This window comes from Rudaeicoccus suwonensis, assembly GCF_007829035.1.
GTDB lineage: Bacteria > Actinomycetota > Actinomycetes > Actinomycetales > Dermatophilaceae > Rudaeicoccus > Rudaeicoccus suwonensis.
The window spans coordinates 2,308,272-2,328,253 of the sequence record NZ_VIVQ01000001.1 but is presented as its reverse complement, the minus strand read 5'-3'; the positions used below and the strand labels follow the sequence as shown (position 1 = coordinate 2,328,253).

Sequence of the window (19,982 nt, the reverse complement as noted above, 5' to 3'; positions counted from 1 at the left end):
GTCTCTTTTGGCGATCGCCGACAGGCACACCGGTGATGCGTGCGCGAACTGCTCACACAGGCGCGAAGGCCCCAGGGTCAGCGACAAACTTGGCGTGAAAGGCGCTGAAGATCGTCTGATCCGTGGGCACGGCACGGTTGTACTCCTCGTCTGCGCGCAACTCCAAGGCGTTCGCGAGGTGGTCATCGTCGAGAGTGGCATTCTCGATCTCGCGTCGCAGCATCGCTATGACATCTGCAGCGGCATCGAGTCCGAGCCAGCGGTAGCCCGCCTCAGCGGCATCCAGCTGAATCGGAGCCGCTCGCTCTACTGCGTCCAAGAGGCCACCGCTCATTGCGAGGTTGTGAACGCCGAACACCGATGTCAAAGCCAAATCGCCTGGGCGTTGAGATGCGCTGCCGCCAGCCAAAGTCGCTCGGTTCCAGACCTCGTCAGCAACATCCATGCATGGATCATTGCAGGCGCATCAGATCCACCGGCGCAAGATCCGACGAGCGGTGGATCTGCTACTGGGATGAAGGTCGAGCGAACGCGATTTCAGCGCCTGTCGGGGGGATCCAGATCGAGTCACCGAGAGACCATTCCGCAGCCCGTGCTGCCTGCTCAGCAGTGACTTCAATGTCGCCGTCGGCGTAGGCGGGCACCGGGTGTGTGCCATGACTGTCATGCGCAAGAACCACGGTTAGACCCTCGCGTTCCGCGTCGCGGACGGTAGCGGCGACGCACATCTCGGACATGACCCCGCAGACGGACACGGCGTTGACTTGGTGACGTGCCAACAAAGGTGAGAGGTCGGTGCCGACGAAGCCACTGTCTTCCGGTTTGCGGATCACTACTTCGCCCTTCGATGGCTCCAGTGCCAGTCGCCAACCCGGCGTGTGTGGCTCGTCGTCCGCGCCACGGGATCCATCGTTCTGCAAGAACACGACCAAGGCGCCGGCGGCTCGAGCGGATCGAAGCTGCGTCTCCACGGCCGGAAGCACAGTGGGCATCTGCGGGGAAGCGCCCTCGCCCTGAACGAATGCCACCTGCATATCGACCACGATCAGCGCAGTCACAACGGGTTGAGCCACATTCAGAGAACTACCACAGATGCGCCGCCGTGTTCTCTCGCTGTTGCAATTGGGATCCTCAGTAAGCGCAGTAATTCCGTCGCCGATGTCCTAGTGCAGAGCGCTCACCGAGATGCCCAGGCGCCGTCCTTACAACGCGACACGCCACCGGCGCGTCTTCGTACGGGTGTTCGGGTTCGTGGTCTACGCTCATGCACAGGTGCTCGTGAGACCTGCCACTTATCCACACGTGCTGGATCGACCCCGGTGGTATGTCGGTGCTGGCACCTAGCGTCTGACTCGTTCCAAAGCCCGGCTTGCACGTGGGGCGGCGGACGGTCGCAGGTAGACGCGACCCAACCCACGAGACACGCAAGGAGCCTTCCGATGGCAGCAGCACCCAAATCCGGTGGCAACGACAAACTGAAGTCGCTCGACACCGTGATGGCACAGATCGAAAAGCAGCACGGTAAGGGCGCCATCATGCGTCTTGGCGATGACGTCCGTCCGCCGATCGACGTTATTCCGACTGGTGCGATCGCACTCGACGTCGCACTCGGCATCGGCGGCCTGCCGCGCGGTCGCGTGGTCGAGGTCTACGGTCCCGAGTCCTCCGGTAAGACCACGGTCGCGCTGCACGCGGTCGCCAACGCCCAGCGGGCTGGCGGTATCGCGGCGTTCATCGACGCCGAGCACGCGCTCGACCCCGAATACGCCAAGAAGCTCGGCGTCGACACCGACTCGCTGCTGGTCAGCCAGCCCGACACCGGTGAGCAGGCACTCGAGATTGCCGACATGCTGATCCGCTCCGGCTCACTGGACATCATCGTGATCGACTCGGTCGCCGCACTCGTGCCGCGCGCTGAAATCGAGGGCGAGATGGGTGACAGTCACGTCGGTCTGCAGGCCCGGTTGATGTCGCAGGCGTTGCGCAAGATCACCGGTGCCCTCAACAACACTGGCACGACGGCGATCTTCATCAACCAGCTCCGCGAGAAGATCGGTGTCATGTTCGGCTCGCCCGAGACGACCACCGGTGGTAAGGCGCTGAAGTTCTACGCGTCGGTCCGCCTGGACGTGCGACGGATCGAGACGCTGAAGGACGGCACCGATGCGGTCGGCAACCGCACCCGCGTCAAGGTCGTCAAGAACAAGGTCTCCCCGCCGTTCAAGCAGGCCGAGTTCGACATCCTCTACGGCCAGGGCATCTCCCGCGAGGGCGGCCTGATCGACATGGGTGTGGAGCAGGGCTTCGTGCGCAAGTCCGGCGCCTGGTACACCTACGAGGGCGACCAGCTGGGTCAGGGCAAGGAGAACGCGCGTAACTTCCTGCGCGACAACCCCGACCTGGCCGATGAGCTGGAGAAGAAGATCAAGGAAAAGCTCGGCATCGGCCCGCAGGCGGACAAGCCCGCACTTGAGGCCGTCGCCGACGCCGCAGTCGACTTCTGATCAACAAGCTCGACCGTCGGTCGCTCGCGTCCGACGGTCGAGCTTGTGGTTCCCGATGGATAAGGCGGTGTCATCGCACCATCATGAATCCCTTTGACAGACAAACAGATTCGCTGCCGGATTTCATCGATCCAGCAGAAGTGGTCATCGGTCCCTGGGCAGGTTCAGGCGCTGGTGGCGACACCGACGACATCGCCATCAACGATGCCGGGAGTCGTCCGGCGCGGGCGCGGAGTAGCCGCCGCCCGGTGCAACCGGACCGCACGCCACGCCATCGTCGCGAGCCGCCACTGGACCGGACCGACAATGATGCGGACCCGCATGAGGTCGCCCGCGGCATCGTCCTGCGCCAACTCGCCGCAGCTCCGCGCAGTCGCAAACAGTTGGCCGACAAGCTCCGAGAGCGCGGCTGCGACGACGACGTCGCACAGGTGGTGCTCGATCGCATGGAAGACGTCGGCCTCATCGATGACGAGGCGTATGCCGGGACGCTCGTCCGCTCCGAGCAGATGAAGCGCGGTCTGGCACGTCGAGCGCTGGCGCAGGAGTTACGGCGCAAGGGCATCAGCGACGACATCGCACGCGAGCAGTTGGACACGATCAACGAGGACGGCGAACGCGAACGCGCCGCCGCCCTGGTTGCCAAGAAGTTGCGCTCGATGCACGGTCTCGACGCGACTGTGCAAACCCGGCGATTGGCGGGAATGCTTGCCCGTAAAGGCTATTCGTCGTCAGTGTCATGGTCGGTGATCCGTGAGGCCATCGCCGATGCGCCCGAACACCAACGCGACTAGTGCGGGGCGTGAGTCGATCGAGCCTGCGAACGGAACAGCAAAGCCTCCGGCACGAACGAGTGAATGTGTTGAGCGATCCGGGTTGCTCAGCCTGGCTATCCGGACGATGAGACCTGAACCTCTGATCGGTTGAATCCGAGCGCATGTCGGCACGGCGGTGCTTGGATGAGCGTCATGGTGTCGCTGCTGCCGCTGCTCGGCGCCTGGGTGATCGCCGTCATCGCGCCCGGCCCGGACTTCCTCGCTGTCTTGCGGACCTCCGCTGCACACGGCCGCCGAGCCGGTCTGCAGGTCGGCGCAGGCGTCGTCAGCGGCATCGCCTGCTGGGCGACGCTCGCCCTGGTGGGTCTGAGCACGCTGCTCGCGCGATACGAACACCTGTATCTCGTGATCCGTACGGTCGGCGCAGTGCTGCTCGTTGCATACGGCCTCCGCGTGTTGTGGTCGACCCGCCGCCGGGCCGGCGACGAGATTCGCGACACCGAAGCAGAATCGCGGCCGCGAGGAATGCGCACGGTGCAGCACTGGCGACTCGGCCTGTTCACCAATCTGGCCAACCCCAAGGCGTTGATCTTCTTCGGCGCCCTTTTCGCAGCGTTGCTGCCCCACGGCCTCGGCGTCGCCGGTCGCCTCGGGCTCCTCGTGGTGATGCTGACCATGGCGCTGACCTGGTTCGCCGTTGTCACCGTGTGCGCCGCTTCGCGACCAGTGGTGTCGGCATACAACCGCTTGCAGCGCACGATCGACCGAGTGGCTGGTGGTCTCTTTGCCGCCATCGGCTTGACCCTGCTGCCGCGCTGAGTCGCGCGCCCGAGGTGCGGCATACGGTGGCAGGAGACTGCCGACCGACAAGGAGCGTCATGATCGACGAACTGGTCACCCAACTCGGGCCTGCACAGGTGCTGACCGATCCGGATGTGACGAAGTCGTACCTGCACGACGAGGCCGAGTGGGCGCCATACGGCACGGCCCGGGCAGTGGTGCGCGCGAGGAATGCTGCCGACGTGCAGGCGACCGTGCGGTGGGCGATCAAGCACGACGTGCCGGTGGTCGCGCGCGGAGCGGGCACAGGACTGTCCGGTGGGGCGAACGCACTTGACGGCTGCATCGTCATCTCCCTGGCAAAGATGAACGCAATCCGCGAGATCAACCCGTTGGAACGCATCGCCGTCGTCGAACCAGGCGTCGTCAACGACGACCTGCGTGCTGCCGTCGCGACCGAGGGACTCTGGTATCCGCCCGACCCGGCCAGTTCGCCGTGGTCGACCATCGGCGGCAATGTCGGCACGAACGCCGGCGGCGTGTGCTGCGTGAAGTATGGCGTGACGCGTGACTACGTCATCGCTCTTGAGGTCGTGACCGGCACCGGTGAGATCGTGCGCCTCGGCCGCCGCACCGCCAAGGGAGTCGCCGGGCTCGACCTGGTGGGCCTGTTCGTCGGGTCGGAGGGGACGCTCGGCATCGTCACCGAGATCACCGTCAAGCTGCGGCCACTGCCGGATCGCGGCCGCACCGTCATCGGATACTTCGACTCCATGGTCGACGGCGGAGTCGCGGTCCGCGAGGTCGCCCGTCGCGGGCTGACGCCGTCGGCGCTCGAACTCGTCGACCAGACCTGCCTCAAGGCCGTCGACGATCTGACCCACATGGGCCTGTCCGCGGAAGCGAATGTCGTGCTGCTCGGTGTGGTCGACGAAGCGGGGGAGGCGGGCGCTGCGGCTGCGCGGCAACTGCAGGAGGCGTTCACCGTCGGTGGTGCGACCTATGTCGCCGAGACCGACGACCCGGAGGAAGCCGACGCGATGATGGCCGCCCGACGGCTGGCGTACCCCGCGCTGGAGCGGCTCGGTGACCTGCTGACCGAGGATGTCTGCGTACCCAAGGAGCACGTGCCGGAGATGCTGCGGCGCATCGACGTCATCGCCGCCGAGACCGACACCACCATCGCCAGCGTCGCGCATGCCGGCGACGGCAACCTGCACCCCTTGATGATCACCGAGCGTGGCGACGACGCGGCGCGCGAGCGAGCACAACGCGCCTTTCACCGCATCGTCGACGAGTGCCTCGACCTCGGCGGCACCGTCACCGGCGAGCACGGAGTCGGCCTGCTGAAAATGCCCGGCGTCGCCAAGGAACTCGGTCCCGAGGTGCTCGCCATGCAGCGCGCGGTCAAAGCGGCACTCGATCCGCACGGAATCCTCAACCCCGGCAAGGTCTTCTGAGTCACGGCCGCTCCGCGGATTCGTCCTCGAGCTGAGCGAGGTTCCGCCGATCGGACGCCAAGGTGCGAACGCTCGCCCGGGCGCAGTGACCGCTGGCCACTGCAGCACAAACCAGCTGCGCACTGCGGCTGCGCGATTCGTGGCCGGTGGCGCCCGGGCCGTACCCTGGACCGGTTATGAGCGAGGCGATCAGGACCTACGAGGTGCGCACCCACGGGTGCCAGATGAATGTCCACGACTCCGAGCGGATCGCGGGTCTGCTGGAGACCGCCGGGTATGTCGATGTCGCCGGGCTGGCGACCTCGCAACGCCCGGACAACCCGGATGTCGTCGTCTTCAACACCTGCGCGGTGCGCGAGAACGCCGCCGGCAAGCTCTACGGCCAACTCGGTCAGTTGCGCCCGGCCAAGAGCGCTCATCCGGACATGCAGATCGCCGTCGGCGGCTGCCTGGCGCAAAAGGACCAGGGCGACATCGTCTCGCGGGCGCCGTGGGTCGATGTCGTCTTCGGAACCCACAACGTCGGCTCGCTGCCGGTGCTGCTCGAACGCGCCCGCCACAACCGCGAGGCGCAGGTCGAGATCCTCGAATCGCTGGAGACCTTTCCGTCCACGCTGCCGACGCGGCGTGACTCGGCATACAGCGGCTGGGTCTCGATCTCGGTCGGCTGCAACAACACCTGCACCTTCTGCATCGTGCCGTCGCTGCGCGGCAAGGAGAAGGACCGCCGTCCGGGCGAAGTGCTCGCCGAGGTGCGCGCGCTCGTCGAGCAGGGCGTCGTCGAGGTGACCCTGCTGGGACAGAACGTCAACACCTACGGCGTCGAGTTCGGCGACCGGTTGGCGTTCGGCAAGCTGCTGCGCGCCTGCGGAGAGATCGAGGGCCTGGAGCGCGTGCGCTTCACCTCTCCGCACCCGGCCGCCTTCACCGACGACGTGATCGATGCGATGGCCGAGACGCCCAACGTCATGCCGTCGCTGCACATGCCGCTGCAATCCGGCTCGGACAAGGTGCTGCGCGACATGCGGCGCTCCTACCGGTCGGCGAAGTTCCTCGGCATCATCGACCGGGTCCGCGAACGTATGCCGGATGCGGCGATCACCACCGACATCATCGTGGGATTTCCCGGTGAGACCGAGGCCGATTTCGAGGAGACGCTGCGCGTGGTGCGCGAGGCTCGATTTTCCTCGGCCTTCACTTTCCAGTACTCCATCCGGCCCGGCACACCTGCAGCCGAGTTGCCCGACCAGTTGCCGAAAGCTGTTGTGCAGCAACGCTTCGACCGGCTCATCGCGGTGCAGGAAGAAGTCTCGTGGGCGGGTAACCGTGCCATCGAAGGCCGCACCGTCGAGGTGCTGGTCGCACCGGGTGAGGGCCGCAAGGACGCACAGACGCACCGTATGTCGGGGCGCGCTCGCGACAACCGTCTCGTGCACTTCGCGGTGCCGGAGGGTGTCGAGCGCCCGCGTCCTGGTGACCTGGTGACGGTCGACGTCACGTATGGCGCTCCGCACCACCTCGTCGCCGACTCTGGTCGCGATGGTGGCACGTGGTCGGTGCGCCGCACTGCCGGCGGTGACGCGTGGGCGGCTCTGCAGGGCGAGAATTCGGGCACGCCCGAGGGTGCCGGGCGCAAGCCCGCGGTCTCGCTCGGTATGCCGTCGGTGGGCGCGCCCGTCGCGATGCCGTCGAGTGCGGGCGCCTGCTGCCAGGACTGAATCGCTCTCAGCAGTAACGACTTTCGGCGTGGCACCACCCCGCTAGGCGTAGCACAGCGTTTCGTCGACGACTGTGGTGCGGCCGTGCCGGGCGCTAGCTCAGCAGGCTCTGCACGTCGGCCGAATCAACCTCCGCAAGTGTCGCGGGCTCAAACTGTGGGCGGTGATCCTTGTCTACGAGCTGGGCGCGGACGCCCTCGGCGAAGTCACCGCGTGCAATCACGCGGGCACCGACTGCTGCCTCGCGCTTCAAGCACTCGCTCAGCGTGCTGCGTGCGCCGCTCTGCAGCAGTGCATCGGTGACGTACACCGTTGTGGGACAGACCGATTCGATGGCAGCGAGCGTGCTGCGGCACCACTCCGAGTCGCCGCGACGCAAGGCCGTCACGATGTCGTCCACGCTCGGCATACCGAACGTCGCCTCGATCTGCGTCAGCGGCAGCGAGACGTCGTCGTCCGCGACCGGGACGCATACCGCAGCCAATGCAGAGTCAAGGTCGACGCCGGTGAGCAAGGCATCCTGCAGTTCGGGGAGCCGGTCAGCAGGGCACAGGTGGGTGGCCAGCCCGAGGGCGACGGCATCCGGTCCGCCGATGCGAGCTGAGGTCAGTCCGAGGTAGCGACCGACGTGTCGCGGCAGCCGTGGCAGGAAGTGAGACGCGCCGACATCGGGGATGAAGCCGATCGCCGTCTCCGGCATGGCGAGCACGGAGCGTTCGGTGACGATGCGGTGGGAGCCGTGCACGGAGATGCCCAGCCCGCCGCCCATCGCAACGCCGTCCATCAGCGAGATGAGCGGCTTCGGGTAGTGCGCGAGTTGAAGGTTGAGGGCGTATTCGTCCTCGAAGAAGGACGACACCCAAGGTTCGTGTGCCAGCACACCCGCGCGAATGGCACGGATGTCCGCGCCGGCACAGAACGCGCGAGGCGAGGTCGACGAGATCACCACCCGGTCGACGGAGTCGTCGTCAGCCCACGACGTCAATGACTCAGCCATAGCCGAGATCATCTGCGGCACAAGGGCGTTCATCGCCTTCGGCCGGTCGAGACTGAGGTGACCGGTGCGGCCGGTCACTGTGGCACGGACGAAGTCGTTCATTGGATTGTCGGGATCCTTCCAGGACGTGTTCGGTGACAGGTCACGGTCGCCAGCGTGAAGCTGTGGCGCCATCGGCGTCCAGTGGATCACGGAGGTGGCGGCGCGCCGGCTGCGGCATACAAGTCGGACCGCGGTGCCATCTCAGGCCGGCTTGGCGCGCACGGCCTCGACCGCAGCCGCCCGCACCGCGCGTGACTGCGTGGACAGGGCCGATCCGCGCGGCCAGATCAGGCCGATCTCGCGGGCCGCGTCCGCGCCGGTGACCTCGATGAGGACCACGCCGGGCGACACCCGCCGGACCCTTTCCGAGGGCAGCAATGCCACACCGATACCCGCCGACACGAGGCCGGAGACGGTGTCCAATTCCTGGCACTCGACGCTGATGTCAGGGCTGAATCCGGCCTGCTCGCACATCTCGTCGAGAACCTGCCGCATGCCGAATCCTGGTTCCATGGCAACGAATTCGTCGTCTGCCAGTTCGGCAAAGTCGACGCTGGACCGCCCGGCGAGCCGATGCCCGGCCGGCAGGGCAAGCAGCACCCCCTGGGTGACCAGGCGACGCCACTGCACCCGTGAGTCGGTCGGTCGCGGTGACACGATGCCGAGGTCGATCTCACTGTCAGCGACTGCTGTGGTGATGACATCAGCCGCGCCCTGCGTCAGTTCGAACCGGATGCCGGGCAAGGTCGTGCGGCTGCGCAGGATCACCTCAGGCACCAGCCAGCTGCCGAAGGAGTGCAGGAAACCGAGCCGGATCATCAGTGACTCGCCGCTGCGGAGGTCTTGGATCGCGAGTTCCCCGGCGGCCAGCTGATCGTCGGCGCGGCGGACGTGCTCGGCATACACCCGCCCGGCCTCGTTGAGCCGTAACCGCCGCCCGACCCGGTCGAACAACGTTGTGCCCAAGCGGTGTTCGAGGCCGGCCAGCCGACGGGACAGGGTCGGTTGCGGCACCTGCAGGCGTGCCGCGGCGGCCGTGACGTTCTCCTCCTCGGCCAGCACGACAAACCAGTGCACCAGATCTCGCATACGCCTATTATGTCAAAAACGCATGAAAGATCAGTTGTTAACTCATTTCCGGATGAAGTGAAGACGTCACACAATCGACGTATGGCGACGACACCGATGGCAGCACTCGACCCGGCCGGATACCGGCGAGGCGAAGCGGGCTACCGGCGCATCACGATCGCGCTCTTTGCCGCAGGCATGACCACCTTTGTGGCGATGTACTGCGCTCAAGCGGTGCTGCCCGCGTTGTCGACGTCCTTTCACGTGTCACCGGCAGGCGCCGCGCTGTCGGTGTCCGCAACCACGGGGCTGTTGGCGCTGGCGATCATCCCGGTGAGCGCGTTGTCAGAACGTTTCGGGCGCACCCGCATCATGGCCGGTTCGGCAATTGCATCGGCCATCATCGGTCTCATCGCGCCGCTGGCTCCCTCGATGTCGGTGCTGGTGGTGCTTCGGGGAATCCAGGGCGTGGCGCTGGCAGGTGTTCCCGCCACGGCGATGGCCTACCTGGCCGAGGAGGTGCATCGAGATCACTTGGGCGCGGCGATGGGGCGGTATATCGCCGGAACGACGGTCGGTGGTCTCGCCGGCCGGCTGATCGCATCGTTCACCCTCGATGTCTCCAACTGGCGGTGGGCGATGGCCGCCGCAGCACTGGTCGCGCTGGCGTTCACTGCGGTCTTCATCCGGTTGGCACCGTCATCGGTGTACTTCCGGCCGCAGCCGGTGGGTCTGCGCGACACCTCGCGCGCGGTGCTGGGACATCTGCGAAACCCCGCGCTGGTGGCGCTGTTCGCGACCGGATTCCTGCTCATGGGTGGTTTCGTCTCGGTCTACAACATGCTCGGATACCGTTTGCTGGCAGCGCCGTTCAGTCTTCCGGAGTCGATCGTCGGGCTGGTCTTCCTGATGTATTTGTCGGGCACGGTGTCGTCGTCGGTCGCTGGTCGTGTCGCCGACCGCTGGGGCCGCCAGCGTACGCTGCTCGCCGCCGAAGCAATGACCCTCGCAGGGCTCCTGCTGACCCTGCCGGGACAACTGGTGTGGGTGCTGCTCGGGATGCTGCTGTTCACCGCGGGCTTCTTCGCCGCGCATGCCATCGCCAGCGGCTGGGTCGGGCTGATCGCGGTCGAGCACCGCGCCGAGGCGAGTTCGCTCTACCTGTTCGCCTACTACGTCGGCAGTTCCGTGCTCGGCGCCGTGGTGGGTGTCGCCTACAGCGCGGCGCACTGGAACGGCACGACCGGGTATGTCGCAGCGCTTGTCGTCTGCGCGCTGGCGATCGGAGTGGCGATCCCGTCGCTGACTCGACGCGCGACCGCGGTCACGGCATGACCGTTCTGCGGCATACACTTCGAGGCATGGATCTCGTCACGCGCACCAACTGGTGGCTGCCCTGACCGGCGGCCGCTGACGAATTCTGTTATCCATCAACGCCGCCCACGGGCGGCGTTTGTCGTATGACGATGACTCCACGCGTGGGCAAGACCATGCGGAGGAATCACCATGACCACCATTCACGAGCAGGACGAGCTGCACGACGCCGGCGCTGATGCGTCATACAGCACGGCACGAGCCAGGAGCGCCCGGCTGCAGGCGATGATCGACGATCCGGCCGCGCCCGGCCGTGACCGACTGCGGGTGCTGACCGGCGATCGTCCGACCGGCCCGCTGCACATCGGCCATCTGTTCGCGACGCTGAAGTCGCGGGTTGCGTTCCAGGACAAGGGCATCGACACCTTCGTGCTCGTTGCCGACTATCAGGTGATCACCGACCGCGACGATGTCGGCGACATCGAGGACCATGTCCTGGGGCAGGTCGCGGACTACCTCGCCACCGGCATCGACCCGCAGCGCTCGACGATCTTCGCGCACTCCGCCGTGCCCGCCCTCAACCAGCTGATGCTGCCCTTCCTGTCGCTGGTGACCGAGGCCGAGCTGCACCGCAATCCGACGGTGAAGGCCGAACTCGCCGCCACCGGTGACCGCGCGCTCAGCGGACTGCTGCTGACCTATCCGGTACACCAGGCGGCCGACATCCTGTTCTGCCACGGCACCATCGTGCCCGTGGGCCGCGACCAACTGCCGCACATCGAGCAGACACGCGTCATCGCTCGCCGGTTCAACGCCAGGTATGCCGAGGTCTTCACCGAGCCCGACGCGCTGATGACCGACGCGGCAATGCTGCCGGGACTCGACGGCACCAAGATGTCGACCAGCCGCGGCAACGGAATCGCCTTGTCGATGACCGCCGACGAGACGGCCGCCCGGATCCGACGCGCACGCACCGATGCGCAACGACGCATCACCTTCGATCCGGTCGGCCGACCGGAGATCGCGAGCATGCTGACCATGATCGGCCTGTTCACCGATCGCGAGCCCGGGCAGATCGCCGACGAGATCGGTGACGGTGGCGCCGCCTCGTTGAAGCGACTGCTGACCGATGTGGTCAACGATGGTCTCGCCGCTCACCGGCGTCGTCGCGCAGCCCTCATCGCCGAGCCCGGTCACCTGCGATCCGTTCTGCAAGACGGAAACTCGCGCGCCAACGCCATCGCGGACGCCACATTGCGTGACGTCCGCGAGGCGATGGGCATGACCTACTGAGAGCGAGCGACCGGTCTGCCGATCAGTCGCCCTTGACGTTGACGATCTGCCGCAGGGTGTGCCGCACCTCGACCAGGTCGGTCGCGTCCTGCATCACCACGTCGATGTCCTTGTAGGCCTGCGGGATCTCGTCGATGAAGGCGTCGGTATCGCGGTACTCGATGCCCTGCATCGCCGTCCGGAGCTGCTCCTGGGTGAAGGTGCGCCGGGCGCGCGAGCGGGAGTACGTGCGTCCGGCACCGTGCGGGGCCGAGTTGAGCGACAGCGGGTTGCCCTTGCCGGCCACGACGTATGACGCAGTGCCCATCGAGCCCGGGATCAATCCGGCGCGACCGGTGGACGCGTCGATCGCTCCCTTGCGCGACAGCCATACCGTGCGGCCGAAGTGCTTGGCCTGCTCGGTGTAGTTGTGATGGCAGTTGATGCGCTCGCTCTCGCGGACCGGCTCGCCGACCCAGTGCCCCACGTCGTGGATCACCCGGTCCATCATCTCCTCGCGGTTGAGCAGCGCGAAGTGCTGCGCCCAGCGAAGGTCACGGATGTACGCGTCGAACTCGGCCGTGCCCTCGACGAGGTACGCAAGATCCTTGTGCGGCAACGGGATCCACCACTGATCGCACAGCTTCTGTGCGATCTTGATGTGGTGCTGGGCGATCCGGTTGCCGACACCGCGCGATCCCGAGTGCAGGAACAACCACACCTGGTCTGTCTCGTCCAGGCTCACCTCGATGAAGTGGTTGCCCGAACCCAGCGTGCCCAACTGCATCCGCCACTTGGACGCGTGCGAGTCGGGCTCGACACCCGCGTCGGAGGCGAGCATGGTCAGCTCTTCGATCCGACGCTGCGTGTGCTCCTGCCGAATCGTCCGGTTGAAACCGCCTGCGCTCAGCGGAATGGACCGCTCGATCGAGTGACGGATCACTGCCCGATCCTGCGGCAGGTCGGATGCGGTGAACTGGGTGCGCACGGCGATCATGCCGCAGCCGATGTCGACTCCGACGGCTGCCGGCATCACCGCTCCCAGCGTCGGGATGACCGAGCCCACGGTCGCCCCGAGTCCGAGGTGTGCGTCCGGCATCAGCGCGACGTGAGGATGGATGAACGGCATACTCGCTGTCGTCACCGCCTGGTCGCGCGTGGAATCCTCGATGATCGAAGCCCAGCTGAGCAGCTTCGGCGTCAGCTCTTGCATGGTGCATCTCCTTTTCGTGCAACGCGATCGGGCACCCAGCCGATGGCTGGGTGCCCGATCGAAGAACAAGATCGGGTCAGGTTTTGCGAGCCTGCAGGGTGTAGGTGGCGGCGAGACGTTGCGGTCGATCGCTCAGGCGCCATTCGCCGCGGTCGTCCGCGACCATCTGGCCGGGCAGGGCGCACCACGGCGCGCTGTCGTGCTCGACGAGCGCGGTGATGGCAAATCCGTGGTCGAGCAGAGCCGTGACGATCTCACCGAGGCCGTGATTCCACTCCACCGTGGTGTTGGCGGTGAACTGGTGGTCGGTCTCGACATAGGTGCCGCCGTCGGTGAAGACGAGCGGTTCGGATTGCTCGAAGTAGGGGTATTCGACCTGGACGGCGGTTTCGGATTCGCCCATCGACCACAGCATCGGGTGCCCTTCACGGATGAACAGCCGCCCGCCTGGACGCAGCAGAGCCGCAACCGTTGCGGCCCACCGCTCGATCGAAGGCAACCAGCAGAGCGCGCCGATGCCGGTGTAGACCAGATCGAAGGTGCGTCCGCCAAGAGCCGTCGGCGCGGCATACACCTCGGATTCGACGAAGTCGACGGTCAGCCCCGCCTCGTCGGCGATGCGGCGAGCCTGCGCGAGCGACTCTGGCGACAGGTCGAGACCGACGACGGTCGCGCCCAGTCGGGCGAGTGAGAGCGTGTCGGTGCCGATGTGGCACTGCAGGTGGACGACGTCCAGCCCGTCGATGTCACCCAGGCGCGGCACGTCGAATTCGACGACGTCGCTGAGCCGGCGCTCGCCGGACACCAAGCGGGCAACGTCATAGTCCACGCTCGCAGCGTGTGCTGCGGCGCGGTCGTCCCAGTTGGCGCGGTTCAGCGACAGGTAGTCGGTCATGCAGGCCATCGTCGTCCAGAAACCGACTGTGGCGCAACGGATTTAGCGCTGGTTGCCGTCTCAGTAGTGGACAGTCAGCCGGCCTCGGCGCGTCCGGTCAGTGCCTCGAAGGCGGCCGTGCATGCATCGCAGGAGCAGGTCGTGCTGGCATGCATGGTGCCGGGGTTGCGCGCAGTGCCGGGCGCCCACAGCGGTTCAGGACTCCACCCAGGCATCGCGAACGTCTCCTGCAGCACGGGCATTGGATCGAGCTCGACGGCGCCGGCTCGGCAGCACTGGCATCCGGTGTATCCCGCGTTGCGCGGCAGATGCCAGTCGCCATGGTGACCGCACCCACGACACAGGTGCACCAGCACGCTCACGCTCGACCGACCTCGTTCGCGTCCTCGTCCTCGGGGCGGATCGGCATCAGCAGCGACATCGCCCCGTCGATCCCGTGGATCGCCAACGGTGCGATCGGTCCGTCGAGTCGCAGCGTCGCCTGCCCTCCGGCGGCGGTCACAGCCTCGAGCAGGAACGCCCGGTTGACGTGGGTGTCGTCATCGACGAGCAGGGTCCGCGCATCTTCGGTCTTCCGCAGCTGACCGAGGTCGATGGTGGTGGCGGTGCCGGTCGGAGCGGCGCCCAGCACGGTGTCGACGTCCGGGAAGACGACGTCGAGCGTGCGGGTTTCGAGGCCGACCGGCCCGCAATCCACGCGCACCCGACCACCGCTCGCGTGAAGCGTGACACGCGAATCATCCTGTGTTTCAAGCACTTCCATCACCTCGTCAATCCACGCGAGGGGCACGACCAGATCGCGCACGTATGACGCAGCGCCCGCCTCCGGCACATTCGCGGTCAGACATGCGGTGCGATGCATGGCGAGGCGGTAACGATCCGTGGCGACAACGCGGCACTCCTGCGGGGTCAGACGCAACTGGATGGCGTGCAGCATCGAATAGGCGGGGTCGTCGCCGGCCGCGAAACGCACCGCATCCAGCGCCCGCAGCAGACCGGGTGCACTGACGACCACCTCGATCGCAGCCGCATCGTCTGCAAGCCGTGCCTTGACCGCGGCGATCTCACGTCGTGCCTGCGCAAAGCCGTCCTCGAGCCGGCCCAGATGCAGGTCGAGCAGATCGACGACGCTGCCCGTGTCGTCGCCGAGTTCCACGATCGTGCGGATGTCATCCACCGACATCTGCACCCTCCGCAGCGAAGCGATCACCACCCCGGTCCGGACCTGGTCAATGGTGTACCGGCGGTAGCCCGTTGCCGGGTCGACGACCGTCGGCACCAGCACGCGCTCACGGTCGTAGAAGCGCAACGCGCTCACGCTGAGGCCGCTGCGCCGCGCGAATTCTCCGATCGAGAGCAGGTCGTCCATGTGCCAGATCCAACACTCTCGACCAGGTGCAGGGTCAACCTCGCGCGGCTCCGGCTGATGTTCGCAAAGGCGCGAGCGGTCGCCGATGCGGCGCGGTGCGGTTCGGTCGGCGCGCGGTTTGCCACACTGGCAGGCGTGAGTGCTCCAGCCCCCATCGTCGCCGTCGTCGGTGCGACAGCAACGGGTAAGTCCGACCTGGGAGTCGCGTTGGCGCAGGCCCTCCGGGGTGAGGTGGTCAACGCCGACGCCTCGCAGTTCTACCGCGGCATGGACATCGGCACGGCCAAGCTACCGATCGCGCAGCGTGGTGGCGTGCCGCACCATCTGCTAGACGTCCTCGACGTGCGCGATGAGGCGAGTGTTGCGGCATACCAACGTGATTCGCGGTCGGTGATGCAGCAGATCGAGAGCCGTGGCCGTCGTCCGGTGCTGGTGGGAGGCTCGGGTCTTTACGGTCGCGCCGCCCTCGACGACCTGCAGATCCCACCGACGGAACCGCAGGTGCGCGCCGCGTGGGAGGCCGCGCTTGCCGCCCGTGGCGTCGCCGAGCTGTATGCCGAACTTGCGCAACGGGATCCGCAGGCCGCAGCCCAGATCCTGCCCACGAACGGTCGTCGCATCGTGCGTGCCCTCGAGGTCATCCAACTCACCGGCCGGCGCTTCAGCGCGACCATGCCGCGGCGGCAGTTCCTGCGGCCCGCGGTGATGATCGGCCTGCGGATCGACCGACCCACGTTGCACGACCGCATCGAGCGACGGGTGGCCCGCATGTGGGCCGATGGCCTCCTCGAGGAGGTGCGCGGTCTCGACACCGCCGGCATACGTGAGGGACGCACCGCAAGCCGCGCCATCGGCTATGCGCAAGCACTGGCCCAGCTCGACGGTCGGCTGAACCAAGATGAAGCACAGGCCGAAACAGCAGCATTGACAAGGAAGTTCGCCAAGCGTCAGGACTCGTGGTTCGGTGCCGATCCACGCATCAACTGGCTGCCGTATGACGATCCGCATCTGCTGCAACGGGCTCTCGACATCGTCGACAGTGGCGGTCGGACACAATGACGTGGTGACGACGCTGCGATTCGCCAAAGGCCACGGCACTCTCAACGACTTCGTGCTGCTGCCCCCCGATGACGACGCCCCCGATCTTGACGCGCGGGAGGTGACCTTCCTGTGCGACAGGCGTAGCGGAATCGGCGCGGACGGACTCATCCGCGTCGTGCCGATTGCGTTGGCGCCAGAGGAGATTCGCGATGACTCCGGCGAGGCGCAGTGGTTCATGGACTACCGCAATCACGACGGTTCGATCGCCGAGATGTGCGGCAACGGCACGCGGGTCTTCGCCAAATACCTGGTCGATCACCATCTGGTCAGCGGCAGCGAGTTCGACATCGCCACCCGTGCCGGGGTCAAGCGGGTGCTGACGGTGGGTGACGGGTTCAGCACCGACCTGGGGCCGTGGCGGCTGACGCGTCCGGCCGAGGCCGCCGAGCGGGGCATGGACAGTGTCGTGCAAGTCGTCGGCGCGCCGGTGCCCTTGCCCGCGTTGAGCCTCGACCTCGGCAACCCGCACACCGTCGTGGCGTTGCCGCAGGACGTCGACCTCGGTGGTCTGGATCTGAGCGCTGCGCCCCACATCGACCCGCATCCCGAGCACGGCTCGAATGTGGAGTTCGTGCGAGCGGTCGAGCCGGGCCAGGTGAGCATGCGTGTGCACGAGCGCGGCGCGGGCGAGACCCGCAGTTGCGGCACCGGCGCTGCAGCCGCGGCCATCGCGACCTGGTGGTGGGCGGGGCAGCCGCTGGATCAGCTCGCGTGGAATGTCGATGTGCCGGGCGGACGTCTCGGGGTGCGCATCGACGGCGATCGCGTCTGGCTGTCGGGCCCGGCGGCGCTGGTCGCCGAAGGCACTGTCACGCTGCCGCCGCGACCCTGAGGATCCGGAAGCCGCGCACACTGGTGAATCGCTCGGTGGCATGACCCTGGTCGACCAGCCACCGCTGCAGCGAGTCGGAACCGAGGTTGCGCTGCACCACGAGATACGCGCTGCCGCCCCGGGCCAGACGCGGCAGCCAGGTCGACATCAGGTCGTGCAGCACGTCCTTGCCGACGCGGATCGGCGGGTTCGACCAGATCACGTCGAACCGGACGTCGCCGGGCACGTCGTCCGGTGCAGCAACGTGAATATGGTTGCAGCCCAACGAGATGGCGTTCATGTGCGTGAGATCGCGGGCGCGCTCGTTGACGTCGACCGCCCACACAGCCGCATCGGGGGAGTGCAGCGCCAGCGACAGCGCGATCGGTCCCCAGCCGCACCCGATGTCCAGGAAGGTCCCGTCGCTGGGCGGCAACGGCGCATGCTGCAGCAGCACCGAGGTGCCCTGGTCGATACGCTCGGCGGAGAAGACGCCCGGCGCCACCTGCACCGCGCGGGTTCGACCGGCGAGCGGCACGTTGATCGTGCGGCGTTCGTCGGGACTGGCCGGTTGGGCGGAGAAGTAGTGGTCGCTCATGGCGTCGATGAGGCTACCGGCGGGACGCGGATCGTCATACGTGCGCGGTGATTGTTCAGGACAGCACCCGGCGCCGGAAGTTGCGCAGCCCCAACGTCAGGAAGCCGGCCCCGAACGCGACGATCACCGGATAGACCGCCCACAGATGCATGTGCGGGCCTGCGGTGAAGGCCGCGCGCATGCCCTCGTTGACGTAGATCAGCGGGTTGATCAGCACGAGCGTCTGCAGCCAGTGAAAGCCGCCGATCGTCACCGGTGATAGCTTTGTCCACGAGTAGTACGTGCCGCCGAGGAAGGTGATCGGCAGGATGATGAAGCCGAACATCAGACCGATGTTGCGTGGTTCGAAGGTGGTGCCGAGCAGGAGTCCGAGACCGGACATCGCCACGCAGCACAGCGGCACCAGGGTCAGGATCACCAGCCAGTGCAGATCGAGGTTGGCGCGGACGCCGGGTGCGTGCACCACCGAGGCGATGGGCAGCACGATGATCGCCGAGATCAGCCCCTGCACCGCACCCGAGAGCACCTTCGCGATCGCGACCAGCCAGATCGGGCAGGGCGCCTGGACACGGTCCTCGATCTCGCGTGTGTAGCCGAACTCCTGCGCCATCGCCAGCGCGATCGACTGGACACCCTGAAACATGATCGAGATGCCGACGACGCCGGGAACGAGCACGGTCGCGAAGCCGGATTCGGCCTTCGCGCCATGGCCTCCGCCGACGCCCTGGCCGATCTTGGGGAAGACATAGAGGAACACGAAGCACAGCAGGAACGGCTGGATGAGTGTGCGAATCACGAACTCCCACCAGTGTTTTCGCAAGACGACGACATCGCGCAGCATGAGTGCACCGAGAGCTGTCCAGCTCGAACGCGTCACCGATCGGGTGGGCCGGTCGGTGATGGCCGCGGAGGAGGTGGCGGGTGAGCTCATTCGCGCAGGTCCTTTCCGGTCAGGTCGATGAACACCGTCTCCAGGCTCGGTTCGGCGACCGACAGATCCTGTATGCCGACGCCGACTGCCTCCGCTGCCAGCACGATGCGCGGGACCAGTCGTTCGGTGTTGCGCACGTGCAACTCAAGCGCATCCTCACGCACTCGCGCCGCGGACAGCTCGGGCAACTCGTCGGTGAGCAGTTGCTGCAAGGTCTGTGGATCGGCGTCGGAACGAATCGTCACGACGGTGTCCGCGGCGACGCGCTGCTTGAGTTCGGCGGGTGTGCCCAGTGCCAGGATGCTGCCGTGATCCATGATCGCCACCCGGTCGCACAACTGGTCGGCTTCCTCCATGTAGTGCGTCGTCAGCAGGATGGTCTGGCCGGCGGCGTTGAGCTCCTGCAGCTTCTCCCACAGTGCCAGCCTGCTCTGCGGATCCAGGCCGGCGGTGGGCTCGTCCAGGAACAGCACGGCCGGTCGGTGGAAGATCGCCCGCGCGACCATGAGGCGCTGCGCCATACCGCCCGACAGGGTGAAGACCGAACGGTCCGCCCACTTGGCCAGGTGGAACTGCTCGAGCAATTCGTCGGCGGTGGCGCGTGACTGCTTTGCGGAGATGCCGAACAGCCGGCCGTGGAAGTAGAGGTTCTCGCGCACGGTCAGCTGCCGGTCGAGGGTGTTCTGCTGGGACACGATGCCGGTGATCTGCTTGACCAGCGACGGATGCCGGGCGACGTCGACACCGCCGACATAGGCATGGCCGGCGGTCGGCACGACGCGGGTGGTCAGCATCCCCGCAGTGGTCGTCTTCCCGGCTCCGTTGGGGCCGAGCAGGCCGAAGATCTCCCCGCTGCGCACGTCGAGGTCGATCCCCGCGACGGCCGGGGTGTCCGAGCCCGGATAGGTTTTGGCGAGGCCCTGCGTGTGGATCGTGTATGCCGCCCGCGCATCCTGGCCGTTGTCGTCTGTCATCAGGACGCCGAGTGTAGGGGCGCAGTCTGGCGCGCTCCTGCCAGATTTGTGGTCGCGAGATGTCGGCATGTGCCGGTTCTCTGCACCGGTGACGACCAGCAGCGACATCTCGTGAGCGGTGCGAGTCCGCATGACGCGACACGCGCGGGTGCGTGCGGG

At 66.7% G+C, this 19,982-nt stretch carries 20 protein-coding genes; 9 read left to right on the top strand and 11 right to left on the bottom strand.

The window, feature by feature from the left end; translation table 11 throughout:
- Positions 1-52 precede the first annotated feature (52 nt).
- Both BKA23_RS10605 and BKA23_RS10600 read right to left on the bottom strand, forming a co-directional pair.
- Entirely contained in the window at positions 53-334 is a 282-nt protein-coding gene (locus BKA23_RS10605; RefSeq protein WP_145227822.1) for a hypothetical protein, read from the bottom strand.
- Positions 335-506: 172 nt separating this feature from the next.
- Complete coding sequence (locus BKA23_RS10600) at positions 507-1,058, bottom strand: cysteine hydrolase family protein (RefSeq protein WP_211841646.1); 552 nt, start codon at positions 1,056-1,058, stop codon at positions 507-509.
- Positions 1,059-1,439: 381 nt separating this feature from the next.
- Between BKA23_RS10600 and recA the strand changes: the two genes are divergently transcribed.
- The 5 genes from recA to miaB all read left to right on the top strand — a co-directional run bounded on the left by recA (position 1,440) and on the right by miaB (position 7,238).
- Positions 1,440-2,504, top strand: a complete 1,065-nt coding sequence (recA, locus tag BKA23_RS10595; RefSeq protein WP_145227820.1) for a recombinase RecA — start codon at positions 1,440-1,442, stop codon at positions 2,502-2,504.
- 83 nt (positions 2,505-2,587) lie between these two features.
- A complete protein-coding gene (locus BKA23_RS10590; RefSeq protein ID WP_145227818.1) occupies positions 2,588-3,298 on the top strand; it encodes a regulatory protein RecX in 711 nt (236 codons plus the stop codon).
- A gap of 165 nt (positions 3,299-3,463) precedes the next feature.
- On the top strand, positions 3,464-4,099 hold the full coding sequence (locus BKA23_RS10585; RefSeq protein ID WP_145227816.1) for a LysE family translocator: 636 nt from the start codon (positions 3,464-3,466) through the stop codon (positions 4,097-4,099).
- A 59-nt stretch (positions 4,100-4,158) separates the two neighbouring features.
- Positions 4,159-5,520 (top strand): FAD-binding oxidoreductase, encoded by a 1,362-nt coding sequence (locus BKA23_RS10580; protein ID WP_145227814.1) that lies wholly within the window; start codon positions 4,159-4,161, stop codon positions 5,518-5,520.
- Between the two features lie 176 nt (positions 5,521-5,696).
- Entirely contained in the window at positions 5,697-7,238 is a 1,542-nt protein-coding gene (gene miaB / locus BKA23_RS10575) for a tRNA (N6-isopentenyl adenosine(37)-C2)-methylthiotransferase MiaB (RefSeq protein WP_145227812.1), read from the top strand.
- A 94-nt stretch (positions 7,239-7,332) separates the two neighbouring features.
- Here the strand turns inward: miaB and BKA23_RS10570 are convergent, their stop codons facing one another.
- Positions 7,333-8,337 carry an enoyl-CoA hydratase/isomerase family protein gene (locus BKA23_RS10570; protein WP_145227810.1) on the bottom strand — a complete coding sequence of 335 codons (1,005 nt, stop codon included), beginning with the start codon at positions 8,335-8,337 and terminating at the stop codon, positions 7,333-7,335.
- A gap of 141 nt (positions 8,338-8,478) precedes the next feature.
- Complete coding sequence (locus BKA23_RS10565; RefSeq protein ID WP_145227808.1) at positions 8,479-9,366, bottom strand: LysR family transcriptional regulator; 888 nt, start codon at positions 9,364-9,366, stop codon at positions 8,479-8,481.
- Positions 9,367-9,447: 81 nt separating this feature from the next.
- Here BKA23_RS10565 and BKA23_RS10560 point away from each other — a divergent pair, with 81 nt between their 5' ends.
- Positions 9,448-10,680: an MFS transporter gene (locus tag BKA23_RS10560; protein WP_145227806.1), complete on the top strand. Its 1,233-nt coding sequence runs from the start codon at positions 9,448-9,450 to the stop codon at positions 10,678-10,680.
- A 171-nt stretch (positions 10,681-10,851) separates the two neighbouring features.
- A complete protein-coding gene (trpS, locus tag BKA23_RS10555) occupies positions 10,852-11,952 on the top strand; it encodes a tryptophan--tRNA ligase (protein WP_145227804.1) in 1,101 nt (366 codons plus the stop codon).
- A gap of 22 nt (positions 11,953-11,974) precedes the next feature.
- Here trpS and BKA23_RS10550 read toward each other — a convergent pair whose 3' ends face one another.
- The 4 genes from BKA23_RS10550 to BKA23_RS10535 form a co-directional block, all read right to left on the bottom strand.
- Positions 11,975-13,144: an RtcB family protein gene (locus tag BKA23_RS10550; protein WP_145227802.1), complete on the bottom strand. Its 1,170-nt coding sequence runs from the start codon at positions 13,142-13,144 to the stop codon at positions 11,975-11,977.
- A gap of 76 nt (positions 13,145-13,220) precedes the next feature.
- A complete protein-coding gene (locus BKA23_RS10545; RefSeq protein ID WP_145227800.1) occupies positions 13,221-14,039 on the bottom strand; it encodes a class I SAM-dependent methyltransferase in 819 nt (272 codons plus the stop codon).
- Between the two features lie 74 nt (positions 14,040-14,113).
- Entirely contained in the window at positions 14,114-14,401 is a 288-nt protein-coding gene (locus BKA23_RS10540) for a hypothetical protein (protein WP_145227798.1), read from the bottom strand.
- Positions 14,398-15,408, bottom strand: coding sequence for a DNA polymerase III subunit beta family protein (locus BKA23_RS10535; RefSeq protein WP_145227796.1), 1,011 nt, complete (start codon positions 15,406-15,408; stop codon positions 14,398-14,400). Before BKA23_RS10535 ends, BKA23_RS10540 begins: the two co-directional genes overlap by 4 nt.
- 126 nt (positions 15,409-15,534) lie before the next feature.
- On the opposite strand from BKA23_RS10535, the gene miaA reads away from it, so the two are divergent.
- Entirely contained in the window at positions 15,535-16,467 is a 933-nt protein-coding gene (miaA, locus tag BKA23_RS10530; protein ID WP_425473774.1) for a tRNA (adenosine(37)-N6)-dimethylallyltransferase MiaA, read from the top strand.
- Between the two features lie 4 nt (positions 16,468-16,471).
- A complete protein-coding gene (dapF, locus tag BKA23_RS10525; RefSeq protein ID WP_246104571.1) occupies positions 16,472-17,341 on the top strand; it encodes a diaminopimelate epimerase in 870 nt (289 codons plus the stop codon).
- Here dapF and BKA23_RS10520 read toward each other — a convergent pair.
- The 3 genes from BKA23_RS10520 to BKA23_RS10510 are packed head-to-tail and all read right to left on the bottom strand — an operon-like array spanning position 17,319 to position 19,823.
- Positions 17,319-17,918 (bottom strand): class I SAM-dependent methyltransferase, encoded by a 600-nt coding sequence (locus tag BKA23_RS10520; protein WP_145227792.1) that lies wholly within the window; start codon positions 17,916-17,918, stop codon positions 17,319-17,321. The two genes, dapF and BKA23_RS10520, sit on opposite strands and share 23 nt — an antisense overlap.
- 55 nt (positions 17,919-17,973) lie before the next feature.
- On the bottom strand, positions 17,974-18,849 hold the full coding sequence (locus BKA23_RS10515; protein ID WP_145227790.1) for an ABC transporter permease: 876 nt from the start codon (positions 18,847-18,849) through the stop codon (positions 17,974-17,976).
- Positions 18,846-19,823, bottom strand: a complete 978-nt coding sequence (locus BKA23_RS10510; protein WP_145227788.1) for an ATP-binding cassette domain-containing protein — start codon at positions 19,821-19,823, stop codon at positions 18,846-18,848. The genes BKA23_RS10515 and BKA23_RS10510 overlap by 4 nt, the downstream gene beginning before the upstream one ends.
- Positions 19,824-19,982: the final 159 nt, after the last annotated feature.

Excerpts from the sequence above, each read along its gene's own strand:
- BKA23_RS10605 (WP_145227822.1), bottom strand. The coding sequence starts at position 334 with ATGAGCGGTGGCCTCTTGGACGCAGTAGAGCGAGCGGCTCCGATTCAG.
- recA (WP_145227820.1), top strand. The coding sequence starts at position 1,440 with ATGGCAGCAGCACCCAAATCCGGTGGCAACGACAAACTGAAGTCGCTC.
- BKA23_RS10590 (WP_145227818.1), top strand. The coding sequence starts at position 2,588 with ATGAATCCCTTTGACAGACAAACAGATTCGCTGCCGGATTTCATCGAT.
- BKA23_RS10585 (WP_145227816.1), top strand. The coding sequence starts at position 3,464 with ATGAGCGTCATGGTGTCGCTGCTGCCGCTGCTCGGCGCCTGGGTGATC.
- BKA23_RS10580 (WP_145227814.1), top strand. The coding sequence starts at position 4,159 with ATGATCGACGAACTGGTCACCCAACTCGGGCCTGCACAGGTGCTGACC.
- miaB (WP_145227812.1), top strand. The coding sequence starts at position 5,697 with ATGAGCGAGGCGATCAGGACCTACGAGGTGCGCACCCACGGGTGCCAG.
- BKA23_RS10570 (WP_145227810.1), bottom strand. The coding sequence starts at position 8,337 with ATGAACGACTTCGTCCGTGCCACAGTGACCGGCCGCACCGGTCACCTC.
- BKA23_RS10565 (WP_145227808.1), bottom strand. The coding sequence starts at position 9,366 with ATGCGAGATCTGGTGCACTGGTTTGTCGTGCTGGCCGAGGAGGAGAAC.
- BKA23_RS10560 (WP_145227806.1), top strand. The coding sequence starts at position 9,448 with ATGGCGACGACACCGATGGCAGCACTCGACCCGGCCGGATACCGGCGA.
- trpS (WP_145227804.1), top strand. The coding sequence starts at position 10,852 with ATGACCACCATTCACGAGCAGGACGAGCTGCACGACGCCGGCGCTGAT.
- BKA23_RS10550 (WP_145227802.1), bottom strand. The coding sequence starts at position 13,144 with ATGCAAGAGCTGACGCCGAAGCTGCTCAGCTGGGCTTCGATCATCGAG.
- BKA23_RS10545 (WP_145227800.1), bottom strand. The coding sequence starts at position 14,039 with ATGACCGACTACCTGTCGCTGAACCGCGCCAACTGGGACGACCGCGCC.
- BKA23_RS10535 (WP_145227796.1), bottom strand. The coding sequence starts at position 15,408 with ATGGACGACCTGCTCTCGATCGGAGAATTCGCGCGGCGCAGCGGCCTC.
- BKA23_RS10520 (WP_145227792.1), bottom strand. The coding sequence starts at position 17,918 with ATGAGCGACCACTACTTCTCCGCCCAACCGGCCAGTCCCGACGAACGC.
- BKA23_RS10515 (WP_145227790.1), bottom strand. The coding sequence starts at position 18,849 with ATGAGCTCACCCGCCACCTCCTCCGCGGCCATCACCGACCGGCCCACC.
- BKA23_RS10510 (WP_145227788.1), bottom strand. The coding sequence starts at position 19,823 with ATGACAGACGACAACGGCCAGGATGCGCGGGCGGCATACACGATCCAC.